The 16,249-nt window shown below is 73.9% G+C and carries 17 protein-coding genes; 10 read left to right on the top strand and 7 right to left on the bottom strand.

Features of this window, described 5'->3' with window-relative positions:
* Positions 1-83: 83 nt before the first annotated feature.
* From VFJ94_RS13210 to VFJ94_RS13200, 3 genes are all read right to left on the bottom strand, one after another.
* Entirely contained in the window at positions 84-1,310 is a 1,227-nt protein-coding gene (locus VFJ94_RS13210; RefSeq protein WP_325004681.1) for an MFS transporter, read from the bottom strand.
* Entirely contained in the window at positions 1,307-1,765 is a 459-nt protein-coding gene (locus VFJ94_RS13205) for a MarR family winged helix-turn-helix transcriptional regulator (RefSeq protein WP_325004680.1), read from the bottom strand. Before VFJ94_RS13205 ends, VFJ94_RS13210 begins: the two co-directional genes overlap by 4 nt.
* A 300-nt stretch (positions 1,766-2,065) precedes the next feature.
* The gene (locus VFJ94_RS13200) at positions 2,066-2,578 is read right to left on the bottom strand and encodes an inorganic diphosphatase (protein ID WP_325004679.1); all 513 of its coding nucleotides are present in this window, start codon (positions 2,576-2,578) and stop codon (positions 2,066-2,068) included.
* Positions 2,579-2,711: 133 nt separating this feature from the next.
* On the opposite strand from VFJ94_RS13200, the gene dacB reads away from it, so the two are divergent.
* From dacB to VFJ94_RS13155, 9 genes are all read left to right on the top strand, one after another.
* Complete coding sequence (gene dacB / locus VFJ94_RS13195) at positions 2,712-4,127, top strand: D-alanyl-D-alanine carboxypeptidase/D-alanyl-D-alanine endopeptidase (protein ID WP_325004678.1); 1,416 nt, start codon at positions 2,712-2,714, stop codon at positions 4,125-4,127.
* A gap of 67 nt (positions 4,128-4,194) precedes the next feature.
* Positions 4,195-5,295, top strand: a complete 1,101-nt coding sequence (locus VFJ94_RS13190; RefSeq protein WP_325004677.1) for a zinc-dependent metalloprotease — start codon at positions 4,195-4,197, stop codon at positions 5,293-5,295.
* Positions 5,296-5,298: 3 nt separating this feature from the next.
* A complete protein-coding gene (tilS, locus tag VFJ94_RS13185) occupies positions 5,299-6,309 on the top strand; it encodes a tRNA lysidine(34) synthetase TilS (RefSeq protein ID WP_325004676.1) in 1,011 nt (336 codons plus the stop codon).
* A 126-nt stretch (positions 6,310-6,435) separates the two neighbouring features.
* Positions 6,436-6,987 (top strand): hypoxanthine phosphoribosyltransferase, encoded by a 552-nt coding sequence (hpt, locus tag VFJ94_RS13180; protein WP_325004675.1) that lies wholly within the window; start codon positions 6,436-6,438, stop codon positions 6,985-6,987.
* A 180-nt stretch (positions 6,988-7,167) separates the two neighbouring features.
* Positions 7,168-9,261 (top strand): ATP-dependent zinc metalloprotease FtsH, encoded by a 2,094-nt coding sequence (ftsH, locus tag VFJ94_RS13175; RefSeq protein WP_325004674.1) that lies wholly within the window; start codon positions 7,168-7,170, stop codon positions 9,259-9,261.
* Positions 9,258-9,836 (top strand): GTP cyclohydrolase I FolE, encoded by a 579-nt coding sequence (gene folE, locus VFJ94_RS13170; RefSeq protein WP_414654611.1) that lies wholly within the window; start codon positions 9,258-9,260, stop codon positions 9,834-9,836. Before ftsH ends, folE begins: the two co-directional genes overlap by 4 nt.
* A gap of 85 nt (positions 9,837-9,921) precedes the next feature.
* Positions 9,922-10,737: a dihydropteroate synthase gene (gene folP, locus VFJ94_RS13165; RefSeq protein WP_325004689.1), complete on the top strand. Its 816-nt coding sequence runs from the start codon at positions 9,922-9,924 to the stop codon at positions 10,735-10,737.
* On the top strand, positions 10,734-11,621 hold the full coding sequence (gene folK / locus VFJ94_RS13160) for a 2-amino-4-hydroxy-6-hydroxymethyldihydropteridine diphosphokinase (protein WP_325004672.1): 888 nt from the start codon (positions 10,734-10,736) through the stop codon (positions 11,619-11,621). Before folP ends, folK begins: the two co-directional genes overlap by 4 nt.
* Positions 11,618-12,106, top strand: coding sequence for a DUF3180 domain-containing protein (locus VFJ94_RS13155; protein ID WP_325004671.1), 489 nt, complete (start codon positions 11,618-11,620; stop codon positions 12,104-12,106). Before folK ends, VFJ94_RS13155 begins: the two co-directional genes overlap by 4 nt.
* 73 nt (positions 12,107-12,179) lie before the next feature.
* Here the strand turns inward: VFJ94_RS13155 and VFJ94_RS13150 are convergent, their stop codons facing one another.
* Genes VFJ94_RS13150 through VFJ94_RS13135 form a run of 4 tightly spaced genes read right to left on the bottom strand, consistent with a single transcriptional unit; the run spans position 12,180 to position 15,212 of the window.
* Entirely contained in the window at positions 12,180-12,419 is a 240-nt protein-coding gene (locus VFJ94_RS13150) for a hypothetical protein (protein ID WP_325004670.1), read from the bottom strand.
* The gene (locus VFJ94_RS13145) at positions 12,416-13,588 is read right to left on the bottom strand and encodes an NADH-quinone oxidoreductase subunit D (protein ID WP_325004669.1); all 1,173 of its coding nucleotides are present in this window, start codon (positions 13,586-13,588) and stop codon (positions 12,416-12,418) included. The genes VFJ94_RS13150 and VFJ94_RS13145 overlap by 4 nt, the downstream gene beginning before the upstream one ends.
* A 35-nt stretch (positions 13,589-13,623) precedes the next feature.
* The gene (locus tag VFJ94_RS13140) at positions 13,624-14,151 is read right to left on the bottom strand and encodes a copper resistance CopC family protein (protein WP_325004668.1); all 528 of its coding nucleotides are present in this window, start codon (positions 14,149-14,151) and stop codon (positions 13,624-13,626) included.
* A gap of 5 nt (positions 14,152-14,156) precedes the next feature.
* A complete protein-coding gene (locus VFJ94_RS13135; protein WP_325004667.1) occupies positions 14,157-15,212 on the bottom strand; it encodes an SAM-dependent methyltransferase in 1,056 nt (351 codons plus the stop codon).
* Between the two features lie 31 nt (positions 15,213-15,243).
* Here VFJ94_RS13135 and VFJ94_RS13130 point away from each other — a divergent pair, with 31 nt between their 5' ends.
* The gene (locus tag VFJ94_RS13130) at positions 15,244-16,149 is read left to right on the top strand and encodes a Rossmann-like and DUF2520 domain-containing protein (RefSeq protein WP_325004666.1); all 906 of its coding nucleotides are present in this window, start codon (positions 15,244-15,246) and stop codon (positions 16,147-16,149) included.
* Positions 16,150-16,249 lie beyond the last annotated feature (100 nt).

Genomic DNA, 16,249 nt, shown 5'->3' with positions numbered 1-16,249 from the left:
GGGCTGCACCTCGTGCCAGTTGATCCGCCAGCTGATCCGCGGTTGAGGTGGCGCGGGGATCCCCGAGAGCGCCGGCCCCGCCGTCAGGCGTCGCCGACGGTGAGCGCCTCGGCCTCGATCCGCGAGGTAATCGGCTCGGCGCCGTGGCCCGGCTCGGCGTCGATGGCGCGCAGGTAGCTGCGCGCCGTGAGCAGCACGGCCACCGCGAGGAGCACCGCGCCCGCGCCGACCCAGAAGGGCAGCTGCACCGACCGCTCGCCGAGCTGGCCCGCGAGCCACGGCGCGACCGCGCCGCCCGCGAACCGGACGAAGCTGTATGCCGCCGAGGCCACCCCCCGCTCCACCGGGGCGACCTTCATGACCGTCTCGGTGATGAGGGTGTTGTTGACGCCCAGGAAGGCGCCGGCGGCGACGACGCCGACGACGAGCACGGGCTTGGAGTGCGCGCCGACGCCCATGACCGCGAGGATCACCGCGAAACCGAGCAGCGCGCCCACGATCCCGGGCAGCGTGCCGAACCGGCGCTGGAGCAACGGCGCGACGAACACCGAGGTGATCGCGAGCAGCAGCCCCCACCCGAAGAAGATGAGGCCGATGGAGAAGGCGCCCAGGTCTAGGGGAAAGGGAGTGAAGGCCAGCAGGGTGAAGAAGCCGAAGTTGTAGAGCAGGGCGGTGATGCCGACGGTGAGCAGCCCCCGATGCCCGAGGGCGCGGAGCGGGGCGCTCAGGGCTGTCGGGGTGGCGGCCGGACGCGTGGCCGGCAGGGTGACCGCGGTGGCCAGCAGGGCGATGGCCATGAGGATCGCCACGCCGAAGAACGGCCAACGCCACGAGATCCCGCCGAGCCAGCCGCCCACGAGGGGGCCAGTGGCGATGCCGACCCCGAGCGCGGCCTCGTAGAGGACGATGGCCTGCCCGACGGACCCCACGGCCGCGCCCACGATCGTGGCGAGGGCGGTCGCGATGAAGAGGGCGTTGCCGAGGCCCCACAGGGCGCGGAAGGCGACGATGCCGCCGACGGTGTCCTGGCTGCCGGCGAGCGAGGCGCCGACGATGATCAGGGCGAGGCCGACGAGCAGGGTGCGCTTGGCCCCCACCCGGCTCGACACCCAGCCGGTCCCCAGCATCGCGACGCCCATGACCGCCATGTAGCTGGTGAAGAGCAGGGACACCTGCGACGGGCCGGCGCCGAGCTCGTCGGCGATGGGCTTGAGGATGGGATCGACGAGGCCGATGCCCATGAAGGAGATCACGCAGGCGAAGGCGACGGACCAGACGGTCCTGGGTTGGCGCCACATCGCGAGGCTCACGCGTCCTTTCGGTGGGGGGAGGAGGGATTGGCCGTCGCGAGCAGGAGCAGCTCGTCGAGCACGTCCACGGCGATCCGGACCCGGTCCATCGCCGGTCCGTGGAGCCGCTCGAGGGCCGGCTGCAGGACCGCGCCGCGGGCGAGGCGCACGCTGGCCAGCGCCTCTCGTCCCTGCGGCGTCAAGGAGACGAGAGTGGCCCGGGAGTCGTCCGGATCGGGCGTGCGCCGCACCCAGCCGGCCGCTTGCACCCGCTGCACCTGGGTCGTCATCGTCGGCTGGCTCGTGTTGTCCGCCGCCGCGAGCACGCTGACGCGGGAGGGGCCGAGCTCGTCGAGGAGGGCAAGCAGCCGCGCCTGCGCGAAGGGCACGTCGAACGAGGCATGGCGGCTGGCCCAGCGCGAGAGCCGGGCGGCCGACCGGAGCAGGTCGTTGGCCAGCATGGTCGGCTCCGTCACGCTGGCTATTTTACATAGATAACCTATGCAAGAGGTCGGCGACCTCTAGCTCCAACCGCCGGGCGAGTGGTCAGGTTCGTCCGGCTCCCCGTGTCGAGTGGTCAGTTTCGTGCGGGTCCGGGCGCGGTGGCGTGCGTCGAGTGGTCATTTTCGTCCGGGGGGCACGACGCGGGGGGTGGCGTGCGTGCACGAGTGGCCACTCGACGGGGTGGCGTGCGTGCACAAGTGGCCACTCGACGGGGTGGCGTGCGTGCACAAGTGACCACTCGACGGGGGAGGAGGGGGCGGAGCGGGTGGGTGCTAGTGCGGGGCCTGCCAGCGGGCCGTCGACAGGCCCGCCTCGGAGGCCCGCTCGAAGGCGTCCCCGACGACCTTCTCGGCGTCCTCGCGGCCGGCCCAGTCGGAGCCCTGGACCGACTTGCCGGGCTCGAGGTCCTTGTAGTGCTCGAAGAAGTGCTGGATCTCCCCGAGCGTGAAGTCCCCCACGTCGGCGAGGTCGCGGATCGACTCGGTCCGCGGGTCGGCGGGCACGCAGAGCACCTTGTCGTCGCCGCCGGCCTCGTCGGTCATGTGGAAGATCCCGACGGGGCGGACCCGCACCACGACGCCGGGAAAGGTCGGCTCGGGCAGCAGCACGAGCGCGTCGAGCGGGTCGCCGTCCTCACCGAGGGTGTGCTCGATGTAGCCGTAGTCGGTGGGGTAGGCCATCGAGGTGAACAGGAACCGGTCGAGGCGGATCCGTCCCGTCTCGTGGTCGACCTCGTACTTGTTGCGCTGACCCTTCGGGATCTCGATGGTGACGTCGAACTCCACGTCTTCCCCTTCGGCTCTGCCGCCCGGACGATGACGTGGGTCGGCTGCTGACAGACTCTTGCGGCACAGTCTTGCGCATCGCCCGGACATTTCCGAGCGGTGCCTGGGAGACAAGGAACACGGAGGACGGCGCGTGCGGCGGTGGGTGGCGGGTCTCGGCGTGGCCGCCCTCGCGGTCGGAGGGTATGCCGCCCTCGACGTCGTCGACGCCGCCCCGGGCCTGCTCACGACCCGGCCGCTGCCGCCGCCTCCGCCGGCGGAGACGCCGGGGACGCGGACGCTGCCGGTCGTGGCCCAGCCGACCCTGCCCACCGCGCCGGCGCTGCCGCTGCCCGGGCTGGCCGGCGGGGTCCGCGCCCCCACCGCGGCCGGCGTGCGCTCCGCCCTCGAGCCGGTCCTGCGGCTGCCCGCGCTCGCCGACGCCGCCCTCGTCGTCCGCGACGCCCAGAGCGGTGCGCCGCTGCTCGACCGGCGGGGAGCGGAGCGGCGGATGCCGGCCTCGACGACCAAGCTGCTCTCCGCGGCGGCCGTGGGGTCGGTCCTCGACGCCGACGCGACCATGACCACCCGAGTGGTCCAGGGTGGCTCGGCGGACGCGGTCGTGCTCGTGGCCGGCGGGGACTCGCTCCTCGCCCCCGGCCGCGGCATCCGCGACGCGGTGGCGGGGCGGGCGGGTCTGGCGGACCTCGCCGACCAGGTGGCGGCCGCTCTGCGCGCCCGGTCGGTCCGGTCGGTGCGGCTCTCGGTCGACCGGTCCTTCGCCCCCGGGCCGGTCACGGCAGCCACCTGGGACCCCGCGTTCCGCCCCCTCGGCATCACCGGCTCCGTCGCCATGCTCGGTCGCTCCGACCAGCGGGCCACCCCGGGGCACCCGGGGCCGGCCGACCCGGTCGCGGCCACCCAGGCAGCCTTCGCCGCGCGTCTCACCGAGCGAGGCATCAAAGTGATCTCGCTGCCGGGCCAGGTCGCCGCCGCCCCGGGCGCCGTCCTGCTCGGCAGCGTCGAGTCCGCGCCCGTCGGCGAGCAGCTCGCGCTCGCGATGACCGACTCCGACAACGCCCTCACCGAGGTCCTCGCCCGCCAGGCAGCCTTCCGGTCCGGCGCCGGCACGGACTTCCCGGCCACCGGCCGCTGGGTCGTCACCCGGGTCGCCTCCCTCGGCATCGACACCACGGGTGCCGACCTGAGGGACGCCAGCGGGCTCTCGCGCGAGAACCGAGTCACCGCGCGGCTGCTCGCCGACATCCTCGTTCGCGGCCACGACGGCTCCTCCCCGGTGCTGCGCGCCGCGCTCGACGGCCTGCCCGTGGCCGGCCTCACCGGCACCCTGGCGGGCCGCTTCGGCGCCGGCCCCGAGGGAGCGGCGGCGGGACGAGCGCGGGCCAAGACCGGCACCCTCACCGGCGCCACCGGGCTCGCGGGTAGCGTGGTCGACGACAGCGGGCGGCTGCTCGTCTTCGCCGGCCTCGTGGGCCGCGCGGGAACTTACGAGGCGAGGGCGGCGTTGGACCGTCTCGTGGCGGTGCTGGCCTCGTGCGGCTGCCGCTGACGCGTCGCCCCGAGGCGTCCGCCGGGTCCACGGGCTCGATCGACATCTTCTGGCAGGGAGAGCAGGCATGACCCAAGGCACGACCGAAGGCACGACCGAAGGCACGACCGAAGGCACGGGCTCGGCCCCCGCGGCATACGTCGACTACCGGTTCGCCAAGCGGGCCGGACGCAACCTCGTCAAGGCCGGGCCCCAGGTCAGCGCCGGTGAGGCGGCCGACATCGTCGCCGACCTGCGGGCCGCCGCGGCCGAGGCGGTGGCGCCCGTCGCCGAGACCTCCGGCGTGCGCGCGCCGCAGGACGCGCCGCCCCCGCTCGTGGTCGACCGGGCCGGCTGGATCTCGGCCAACGTCGACTCCTTCGAGGCCATGCTCGCCCCCGTCATCGCCAAGCTGACCGCCCGCAAGGGCCTGCGGCCCGGCCCGGCCGCGGTCGCCATCGGGGGCAAGGTCACCGGCGCCGAGATGGGCGGGCTGCTCGCGTTCCTGTCCTCCAAGGTCCTCGGGCAGTACGACCTCGCCCCGCAGGGCACCCCGCGGCTGCTCCTCGTCGCCCCCAACGTCGTCGCGGTCGAGCGGGCTCTCGAGGTCGACCCCCACGACTTCCGGCGCTGGGTCGCCATGCACGAGGAGACGCACCGGGTGCAGTTCACGGCCGTGCCGTGGCTGCGCGAGCACCTGCTCGCCGCCTCCCAGGCGCTCGCCGTCGACATGGCGCCGACGCCCGAGGACCTCGCGCGGCGCTTCGAGCAGCTCACCCGGGCCCTGCCCGAGACCCTTCGCTCCGGCGAGGGCCTGGGGCAGCTGCTCGCGACGCCGGAGCAGAAGGCCCGGCTGGCTGAGCTCACCGCGGTCATGTCCCTGCTCGAGGGGCACGCCGAGGTGATCACGGACGACGTGGGCCCGCGGGTCATCCCGACGGTCGCCACCATCCGGGAGCGGTTCGAGCGCCGCCGCGGCAGCTCGGTGGGCATCGACCGGATCCTGCGCAAGCTGCTCGGCCTCGAGGCCAAGCTGCGGCAGTACCGTGACGGCGCGGTCTTCGTGCGCGCGGTCATGGCGCAGGTCGGTCGCGAGGGCCTGAACGCCGTGTGGACCTCTCCGGAGACGTTGCCGAAGGCCACCGAGATCCTCGAGCCGGCCACGTGGGTGCGCCGCGTCCACGGCTGACCCATGACCGGACCCGACCCCGCGGTCGCCGCCACCCGGCTCGCCGTGCGTGAGCACCTCACCGACGTGCCGCGCGGCTCGCTCCTCCTCGTCGGCTGCTCCGGCGGCGCCGACTCCGTCGCCCTCGCGGCGGCCCTCGCCTTCGAGGCCCCGCGTGCCGGCCTGCGAGCCGGCGCGGCCGTCGTCGACCACGGCCTGCAGGCCGGCTCGGCCGACGTGGCGGCGCGCGCGGCCGCGGTGTGCGCCCGGCTCGGGCTCACCCCCGTGGAGGTGCTGCAGGCGAGCGTGGCGACCACCGGCGCCGGGCTCGAGGCGGATGCGCGCGCGGCGCGCTTCTGCGCCCTCGAGGAGGTCGCCGCCCGGCACGACGCCTGCCTCGTGCTGCTGGGCCACACCCGCGACGACCAGGCCGAGCAGGTGCTCCTCGGCCTCTCCCGGGGCTCCGGTGCCCGGTCCCTGTCCGGTATGCCGGTCCGCCGGGACCGCTTCGTCCGTCCCCTGCTCGCCCTGCCGCGCGCCACGACCCGGGCGGCGTGCGCGGCATACGGCATCGAGCCGTGGGAGGACCCGCACAACGAGGACGACTCGTTCCGCCGAGTCCGGGCCCGGCGGGTGCTCGCGGTCCTCGAGGGGGAGCTCGGGCCGGGGTTCGGGGCGGCGCTCGCCCGCAGCGCCGACCTGCTGCGTGAGGACGCCGACCACCTCGAGTGCCTCGCGCACGAGGCCCGCGCGACCCTGCCTCCCGCCGCCGGCCACCCCGGTGTCGACCTCGACGCGCTTGCCGCCCTGCCGCGCGCCATCCGGACCCGGGTGTGGCGCATCCTCGCCGCCGAGGCGGGCGCGCCGCTCGGCGACGTCAGCGCCGCCCACGTGGAGTCGCTCGACGCGCTCCTCACCTCCTGGCACGGGCAGGGACCGCTGCACGTGCCGGGCGGCATCGCCGTGGCCCGGGAGCGGGCCGCCATCCGCTTCAGCCCGCTGCCCACGGAGGCCGAGCTGCACGGTGCGGTGTGAACCGCACGGCGGGGTTGGGCCGCGCGAGGGGTGGGGCCGCGCGATGGGGTTGGGCGGCGCAGTGGGGTTGAATAGGCCCGTCCCGCCCAGGCGACCGTGCCGGGGCCACCGAGACGAGGAGCCTTCGTGGACCGCGAGCACATGGGAGACGACCTGGCCACGGTCCTCTTCACCGAGGACCAGATCCAGGCCCGGCTCGCCGAGCTCGCCGCCGAGATCTGGCGCGACTACGAGGGCAAGGACCTGCTCCTCGTCGGCGTGCTGAAGGGCGCGGTCGTCGTCATGGCCGACCTCATGCGGGCCCTGCCGGGCACGGCCCCCATGGACTGGATGGCCGTCTCCTCCTACGGCTCGGGCACCAAGAGCTCCGGCGTCGTGCGGATCCTCAAGGACCTCGACGTCGACATCACCGGCAAGCACGTGCTCATCGTCGAGGACATCATCGACTCCGGCCTGACGCTGTCGTGGATCAGGGCCAACCTCGAGTCGCGCAGGCCCGCGTCGGTCGAGATCTGCACGCTCCTGCGCAAGCCCGACGTCGTCAAGGTCGACATCCCCGTCCGATACGTCGGGTTCGACATCCCCAACGAGTTCGTCGTCGGCTACGGCCTCGACTACGCCGAGAAGTACCGCAACCTGCGCTGTGTCGCCACCCTCGCCCCGCACGTCTACGCCTGACACCGGGCCCGTCCCCGCCGTGTCCCCGCCGTGTCTCCGCCGTGTCTCCGCCGCCGGGACGGGTGGCCCGCCTGCACGGGTGGGTGCGGGATGCGGAACACTGGTAGTGGGTCGCACGTTGTCGGGGCGACACCTTGACCAGATGAGCAGGAGGACCGGGGCGCTCCGCCTCGCACGCACATGGACGCAAAGCGCATACTTCGCACGCCGCTGGTGTGGATCCTCGTCCTCATCACCGCGCTTGTCGTCGGGATGATGTTCTCCGGCTCCGGGGCGCCGCGCATCGACACGTCGGAGGCGATGAAGCAGATCACCTCCGGCAACGTCGAGTCGGCCAAGCTGCTCAACAACGAGCGCATGGAGCTGACGCTGAAGACGCCCTACACCTCGAGCGACAGCCGGGTCAAGGACGCCAAGACCGTCTACGCCTACTACGTCCTCGCCCGCGGCGACGAGGTCGTCAACGCGCTCAACTCCACGCCTCCGCCGCGCGGCGTCGACGACCAGATCGAGCAGCCCAGCTGGCTCGGCACGCTGCTCGCGTCGGTCCTGCCGATCATCATCATCCTCGGCCTCTTCTGGTTCCTCATGGGCCAGATGCAGGGCGGCGGCAACCGCGTCATGCAGTTCGGCAAGTCCCGGGCCAAGCTGGCGACCAAGGACACCCCCAAGGTCACCTTCGCCGACGTGGCCGGGTGCGACGAGGCCATCGAGGAGCTGCAGGAGATCAAGGAGTTCCTCCAGGAGCCGGCCAAGTTCCTCGCCGTGGGCGCGAAGATCCCCAAGGGCGTGCTCCTCTACGGACAGCCGGGCACCGGCAAGACCCTCCTCGCGCGGGCGGTCGCGGGTGAGGCCGGCGTGCCGTTCTACTCCATCTCCGGCTCCGACTTCGTCGAGATGTTCGTCGGCGTCGGCGCCTCGCGGGTCCGGGACCTCTTCGACCAGGCCAAGGCCAACGCGCCGGCCATCGTCTTCGTCGACGAGATCGACGCCGTGGGCCGGCACCGCGGGGCCGGGCTCGGCGGCGGGCACGACGAGCGGGAGCAGACGCTCAACCAGCTGCTCGTCGAGATGGACGGCTTCGACGTCAAGACCAACGTCATCCTCATCGCGGCCACCAACCGGCCCGACATCCTCGACCCCGCCCTGCTGCGCCCCGGACGCTTCGACCGGCAGATCGCCGTCGACGCCCCCGACATGATCGGCCGCCACCGCATCCTCGAGGTCCATGCCCAGGGCAAGCCGATGGCGCCCGACGTCGACCTGCTCGCCGTCGCCCGCCGCACGCCGGGCTTCACCGGCGCCGACCTCGCCAACGTGCTCAACGAGGCCGCGCTGCTCACGGCGCGCAGCGACAAGAAGATCATCGACAACGCGGCCCTCGACGAGGCCATCGACCGCGTCATCGCCGGCCCGCAGAAGCGCACCCGCATCATGTCGGCCAAGGAGCGCAAGATCACGGCATACCACGAGGGTGGGCACGCCCTCGTCGCCGCGGCGCTCAACCACACCGACCCGGTCACCAAGGTGACGATCCTGCCGCGGGGCCGCGCGCTCGGCTACACCATGGTCATGCCCGTCGACGACAAGTACTCCACGACCCGCAACGAGATCCTCGACCAGCTCTCCTACGCCCTAGGTGGCCGCGTCGCGGAGGAGATCGTCTTCCACGAGCCCACGACCGGCGCGAGCAACGACATCGAGAAGGCCACCGGGATGGCCCGCAAGATGATCACCGAATACGGCATGTCCGAGCGGGTCGGGGCCATCAAGCTCGGCCAGAGCAACGGCGAGGTCTTCCTCGGCCGGGACATGGGCCACCAGCGCGACTACTCCGAGGACGTCGCACGGATCGTCGACGAGGAGGTGCGCAAGCTGATCGACAACGCCCACGACGAGGCCTACAGCATCGTCAACGCCAACCGCGACGTCCTCGACCGGCTCGTCCTCGAGCTGCTCGAGCGCGAGACGCTGGGCCAGGCGGAGCTGGCCAAGCTGTTCACCGACATCACCAAGGCGCCGAAGCGGCCGACGTGGCTGTCGTCCCAGACCCGCACCCTCAGCGACCGCCCGCCGGTCATGACTCCGGCGGAGCTCGCCGCCGCGTCCCAGAACGGCCATCTGCCGCCGCCGGCCCCGGCTGACCCCCGGGTGGAGAAGCAGATCGACGAGGCGGCCTCGGTGGGGGCGGACCCCGCGGTCGAGGAGCACCCGCCGACCCAGGTCATCGAGGTCCCGCAGGACCAGCCGGTCAATCCCGGCGAGAGGCACTGAGCGTGCCGGTCGACCACGCGCGCGCCGAGGCCGCGGTCCGTGAGCTGCTCCTCGCCGTCGGCGAGGACCCGGACCGGGAGGGGCTGGAGCACACCCCCGCCCGGGTGGCCCGGGCCTATGGTGAGATCTTCGCGGGGCTGGACATGTCGGCCGAGGAGGCGCTCAGCGCGACCTTCGCGATCGACCACGAGGAGCTCATCCTCGTGCGCGACATCGAGCTCTACAGCACGTGCGAGCACCACCTCGTGCCCTTCCACGGGGTGGCGCACGTGGGCTACATCCCAGCCAAGGACGGCCGCGTGACCGGGCTGTCCAAGCTCGCCCGGCTTGTCGAGGTCTTCGCCCGGCGACCGCAGGTCCAGGAGCGCCTCACCTCCCAGATCGCCGACGCCCTCGTGGAGCACCTCGGTGTCCAGGGCGCCATCGTCGTCGTGCAGGCCGAGCACCTGTGCATGTCGATGCGCGGCATCCGCAAGCCGGGGGCCAGCACCATCACCTCCGCGGTCCGCGGCCAGCTGCGCGACCCCGCCACTCGAGCAGAGGCGATGGCGCTCATGCTCGAGGGCAACAAGTGAGTTCTCTGCAGGATCGTGCCGGGCGCGGCAGGATGAGCCGGTGAGCGCCGCCGACCTGCTCGCCCAGCGCGAGCGCACGCTCGTCATGGGCGTGGTCAACGTCACCCCTGACTCCTTCTCCGACGGCGGCGAGTGGTTCGAGCCGGATGCGGCCGTGCGGCACGGCCTCGACGTCCTCGCGGCGGGCGCCGACCTCGTCGACGTCGGCGGCGAGTCGACGCGCCCAGGCGCCGAGCGCCCCTCCGTCGAGGAGGAGCTGCGCCGCGTCGTCCCCGTCGTCCGGGCCCTCGCCGCCGAGGGGGCCGTCGTCTCCGTCGACACGATGCGCGCCGAGGTGGCTCGTGCGGCGGTCGAGGCGGGGGCGGCCATCGTCAACGACGTCTCCGGCGGCCTCGCCGACGAGTCCATGGTCCCCTGGGTGGCGCATGCCGGGCTGGCGTTCGTCGCCATGCACTGGCGCGGCCACAGCACGTCGATGCAGTCCCGCGCCGTCTACGACGACGTCGTCGCGGACGTATGCCGTGAACTCGCCGAGCGCCGCGACGCCCTCCTTGCGGCCGGCATCAGGCAGGACCTCCTCGTGCTCGATCCCGGGCTTGGCTTCGCCAAGACCGCCGAGCACAACTGGGCGCTCCTCGCCGCCCTGCCCGTGCTCCACGGCCTCGGGCACCCGCTGCTGCTCGGGGCTTCGCGCAAGACGTTCCTCGGCCGGCTCGGCCGTCACCCGGGGGAGCCGCTGCGGCCGCCGGCCGAGCGCGACGTGGAGACCACCGCCACGTCGGTGCTCGCCGCCATGGCCGGGCTCTGGTGCGTCCGGGTCCACGACGTCGCCTCGACCGTGCGGGCGATCGCCGTCGTCGAGGCCGCCATGGAGCACGCTCCGGAGGAGGGGCCCGCGTGAGCGACCGCATCGTGCTCGAAGGAGTCCGCGCCCGCGGCCACCACGGCGTGCTCGCGGACGAGAAGAGGGACGGGCAGACCTTCGTCGTCGACGTCGTGCTGGAGCTCGACCTGTCCCGGCCGGGGCGGAGCGACGACCTCGGCGCGACCGTCAACTACGCCGAGGTGGCCGCCGCCGTGGTCGCCCGCATCACGGGCCCCTCCGTCGACCTCATCGAGCGGCTCGCCGAGCTCATCGCCGACGACGTGCTCCTCCACGAGCTGGTCGCCGCCGTGGAGGTCGTCGTACACAAGCCGGAGGCGCCCGTGGGGCAGCCGTTCGGCGACGTGCGCGTGCACGTGCGGCGCACGAACTCGCCGCGGGCCGTCGTCGCGCTGGGTGCCAACCTCGGTGACCGGGGCGCCACGCTCGCCCAGGCCGTCGCGGCGCTTCGCGAGCTGCCCGGCTTCACGATCACGGCGGTCTCGCCCCTCGTGGAGACCGACCCGGTCGGTGGACCGGAGCAGCCGCCCTTCCTCAACGCCGTCCTGCTCGGGCGCACCTCGATCCCCGCCGCCCACCTGCTGCAGGAGCTGCACCGCATCGAGGCCGCCCACGGCCGCACGCGCGAGGTCCGCTGGGGGGCGCGGACCCTCGACCTCGACCTCATCCAGTACGGCACGCCCGGGGCGGCGACCGAGGTGCGGGCGACCGGGCCGAAGCTCACGCTGCCGCACCCGCGCGCGGCCGAGCGTGCCTTCGTCCTCGTCCCCTGGCACGCCGCCGACCCCGAGGCGCGGCTGCGTGTCGGCGCGGGGGACGACGGCATACGGCCGGTTGTCGACCTCCTGGCGGGACTTGACACCTCCGGCGTGCGTCCTGGCCCCGCCTGGGCGGCGCCATGACGCCGCACGTGGGGCTGCGCGCCTCGACGCTCGTCCTCGCCGCCGTCGCCACGACGCTCGTCGGCTGGCTGGGGCTGCGCTGGTGGGTGTCCGGAGGCGGGGTCCCCGCCGACCCCCCGTGGATCGGGGCCGTGGTCATGCTCTTCCTCGCCGGTGGCCTGCTCGGGGCCGGCTGGCAGGTCAAGAAGGTGCGCGACGGGGCCGCGGAGCGCCACATCAGCCCGCTGCGGGCCGCCCGGACCCTGGTGCTCGGTCAGGCGGGCGCGCTGACGGGCGCGCTGCTCGTGGGGTGGTACGTCGCGCACGTCCTCGTCCTGCTGCCCGACTCCGACGTCGAGTCGCAGCGTGGCCGGATCTGGCCGTTCCTCGTCCACGCCGGGATCGCGGTGCTGCTGGCCGTGGCCGGGATGCTCGTCCAGTGGATGTGCCGGGTCCGGCGCCGCGACGACGAGCAGGACGACGACGAGGCGCCGCTGCGGGCCTGACGTCGAGTGGCCAGTTTCGTCCCGACCCGGGCCTTCTCTCGACGTCGAGTGGCCAGTTTCGTCCCGACCCGGGTCAGCGTCGGCCGCTGGGCGGGGGCGCGGGCGTGTGCGTGGGCACGGCCGACGGCCCGAGCGGCTGGCTGTGGGTCGTGGGGTTGGGCCGCGGTGGCGGGACGGTGTCGACCGTGTCCTCGTCGGAGCATGCGCCGGCCAGCGTGACCGTCACCGTGACGACGGAGACGGCGGCGGCCCGCAGCATCCCGGCCGGCGTCAGGCGCGCGCGCATCCGGATGCCGCGGGCTGGCGGGCTCACTTGTCGATGTCCCCGACGACGAAGAACATCGAGCCGAGGATCGCCACCATGTCGGCGATGAGCTGCCCGGGGAGCATCTCGCCGAGCACCGACACGTTGCTGAAGGACGCCGAGCGCAGCTTGAGCCGCCACGGCGTCTTCTCCCCCCGGGAGACGAGGTAGTAGCCGTTGAACCCGAGCGGGTTCTCGGTGGCCGAGTAGATCTCGCCCTCCGGCACCTTGAGCACCTTTGGCAGCCGCACGTTGACCGGACCGGGCGGCAGCGACCTGAGCCGGTCCAGGGCGGCCTCGGCGAGGTCGAGGCTGACGTGCACCTGCTCGAGGAGGACTTCGAGGCGAGCCAGGCAGTCCCCCGCCGTCCGCGTCACCACGCGGCCGGGACCGCCCGGGCCGAAGAGCTCGGCATAGCCGAGGTAGGGCGCATCCCGCCGCAGGTCCACGTCGAGCCCGCTCGCCCGGGCGATGGGCCCCGAGACGCCGTATGCCGCCGCCCTCTCCAGCGGCAGCACGCCCACGCCGCGGGTGCGGGCCTCGAGGATCTCGTTGCCGACGAGCAGCCGCTCGAGGTCGGGCAGCCGCCGGCGCACACCCGCAATGGCCGCCTCGACGCGGCCCAGCCAGCCGGCCGGCAGGTCCTCCTTGAGCCCGCCGACCCGGTTGAACATGTAGTGCATCCGCCCGCCGGAGGCCTCCTCCATGACGGCCTGCAGCTCCTCGCGCTCCCGGAACGCGTGGAAGACGGGGGTGATGGCGCCCAGCTCGAGCGGGTAGGAACCGAGGAACATCAGGTGGTTCAGGACCCGGTTGAGCTCGGCGAGGAGGGTGCGCGCCCACACCGCGCGGTCTGGGACGGCCATCCCGAGCAGGTGCTCGACGCCGAGCACGATCCCGAGCTCGTTGGAGAAGGCGGAGAGCCAGTCGTGCCGGTTCGCGAGGACGAGGATCTGTCGGTAGTCGCGCACCTCGAAGAGCTTCTCGGCACCCCGGTGCATGTAGCCGACGATGGGCTCGGCGGTGACGATCCGCTCGCCGTCGACGACGATCCGCAGCCGCAGGACGCCGTGCGTCGCGGGGTGCTGCGGCCCGATGTTCAGCACCATGTCGGCCGTCGCGAGGCCGCCGGCGCCGACGCCCACGCTGAGGGCGCGCCGCTCGCCGGTCTCCGTCATGGGTCGAGTATGCCGCCCCCCGCGGGCGCGAGCGCTCAGCGTCGCCCGCGCATGACGACGACGGCGCCGACGGCCACGAGCGCGAGCGCGCCGGCGACGGTGAGCATGACCGGCACGAGCTGGGACTCCTGACCCGACGCGCCGTCCGAGGGGCCGGCGTCACGCACCGGCACCCTGGCACCCGCGGTGGCGGTCGAGCCGTCGAGCCCCACCGTCGCGTGGAACGAGAACGTGCCGGTGACCGGGTGGCCGTCCTCGGCGGTCACGCGGTAGGTCACGGTGTAGTCGCCGGCCGGTGCCCGGTCCAGCAGCGGCTGGCTGAGCACACGACCCTCGATGGACGGCGTGCCGCTGGCGACGTCGCCCACGGGGCCGGTGACGAGCACCTGGGCTCCGACGGCGAGCGGGGGATCGGAGAAGGTGAGGCGCACCGCGGCCGGCAGGCGCTCGACGGTCGTGCCGGCGGCGGGGTCGGTCCGCTCGAGCACCTCGTGCGCGGCTGCGAGGGCCGGCTGGCCGCCGACCAGTCCGAGGGCGAGCAGGAGCGGGACCAGCCGGCGCATGCCGATCAGGGTACGGCGTTGGCGGGGATCCGCCTGACCGCCCACCAGAAGGCGCCGTACCCGCCAGGGGCGATGAGGTGGGCCTCGTGCGTGGACCGCTCGAGCGCCACGAGGTAGGCGGCCGGGTCGCTCGCGGCGCCCGCCAGCTCGGGGGGTCGTCCGGTGAGGCCGAGCCGCCGCAGCGCGTCCCGCTGGGTGACGAGGTCGTCGTGCTCGAGGGAGTCCATCGCGACGTGGGCGGTGAGGTCGCAGGACCCGTCGGGGACGGGGCGAGTCTCACGTCCACGGCGGTATGCCGTGAGCGTGCCGCCGGCCGGGCGGCTGGCGCGGGTGTGGCCGTAGTCGACGGCGACGAGCACCCCGGAGCGCACGCGGTCGACGAGGGCCGACCATGCCTCGTCGCGGGACCGGCCGATCTCGATCCGGTCGCCGGGCCCGCGGGGCGGCCAGTGCGCGGTGGCCCAGTCGCGGTCGGGCCCGTCCACGGGTGCTCCGGGCGACTCCGCGCCCGACCGGGGGTCGACGAGGACCTCGCGCAACGTGCCGTCGTCGCCGACCTCGGCGATCGTGCACGGCACGACGTCCAGCCACTCGTGGGCCACGACCAGGGCGTCGTCGAGGTCGCGCAGGTCCGCGGGCAGGTCCGGTCCACCCGGGGACCGCAGCCACTCGACCCGCGGATCGAGCTCCGGCGGTCGGGGCGTGACGTCGACCGCGACCACCCGCACCCCCCCTCCCCCCAGATATCTGGGGGGAGGGATATCGCCCTGGCGATATCCGTCCCCCCAGATATCTGGGGGGAGGGGCCGGGCTTCGGGCAGGATCCCCTGCGCCGCGTGGAGGAGCGCCGTCGCTAGCTCGCCGCGACCGGCCCCCACGTCGACGATGACCTGCGGGCGGTGGTCGACGAGCCGCAGCAGCGCCGCGGCGAGGACCTCGCGCGCCGGGCCGGAGGCCGCCGTCGCGAAGTGCGCGACCGGGCCACCCGCCGCGACGTAGAAGCCGGACCCGGCGGCATACAGCGCCTCGTGCCAGGCCTCCCGCCACGTCACCGGCTCCACGCTCGGGACTGTAGGGGATAGCCTCCCGAGGATGAGCACCCCGGCCGAGCGTCCCGCCCGTTTCGACGTGGGGATCGTCGGCGCGGGTCGGGTCGGGGCCGTGCTGGGGGCCGCGCTCGCGCGGGCCGGGCACCGCGTCACCGGCGTCTCCGCCGTGAGCGAGGCGTCGCTGCGGCGGGCCGCGGCCCTGCTCCCCGGGGCGCCGGTGCGCGCGATCCCCGAGGTCGTGGGCGGCGCGCACCTCGTCGTGCTCGCCGTGCCCGACGACGCGCTCGAGGAGCTCGTGGCCGGGCTCGCTACCACGGGGACCTTCACCCCTGGGCAGCTCGTGCTGCACACCTCCGGGGCACACGGGATCGCGCTCTTCGAGGCGGCGGCGGGGAGCGAGATCATCCCGCTGGCCCTGCATCCCGCCATGACCTTCACCGGCACGGCGATGGACGTCGAACGGCTGCAGGACTGCTGCTTCGGCATCACGACCGTGGACCTCGCGCGGCCTCTCGCCGAGGCGCTCGTCATCGAGATGGGCGGTGACCCCGTGTGGGTCCCCGAGGAGGAGCGCGTGCTCTACCACGCGGCGCTCACGCACGGGGCGAACCACCTCGTCACCCTGGTCGCGCAGTCGCTGGAGCTGCTCGGCGCGGCCGGGGTCGAGGATCCGGCCCGGCTGCTCGAGCCGCTCCTCACGGCGGCGCTGTCCAACACGCTACGGCTGGGCGACGCGGCGCTCACCGGACCGGTGGCGCGCGGGGACGCGGGCACGGTGGCCGGGCACGTTGAGGTGCTGCGTGCGATGGCGCCGGACATCCGCCCGACCTACCTCGCGCTGGCCCGCGCGACCGCCCAGCGGGCGCTGCTGAGCGGCCGGCTCCGGGCCTCCTCCGCTGACCCGCTGCTGCGGCTGCTCTCCGAGCGCCCCGAGGACGGCGCCGGCTGACCACCGTCCCGTTGGGGGGTGTGCGGAAGTGGCCACTCGACGTTGGGGGGGTGTGCGGAAGTGGCCACTCGACGTGGGGGGTGTGCGGAAGTGGCCACTC

The sequence above is a fragment of the Intrasporangium sp. genome (genome assembly GCF_035688975.1).
In the GTDB taxonomy this organism is placed as follows: Bacteria; Actinomycetota; Actinomycetes; order Actinomycetales; family Dermatophilaceae; genus CALMNV01.
Note: the sequence above shows the minus strand (reverse complement) of the source record. Positions and strands in the feature narration are given on the sequence as shown.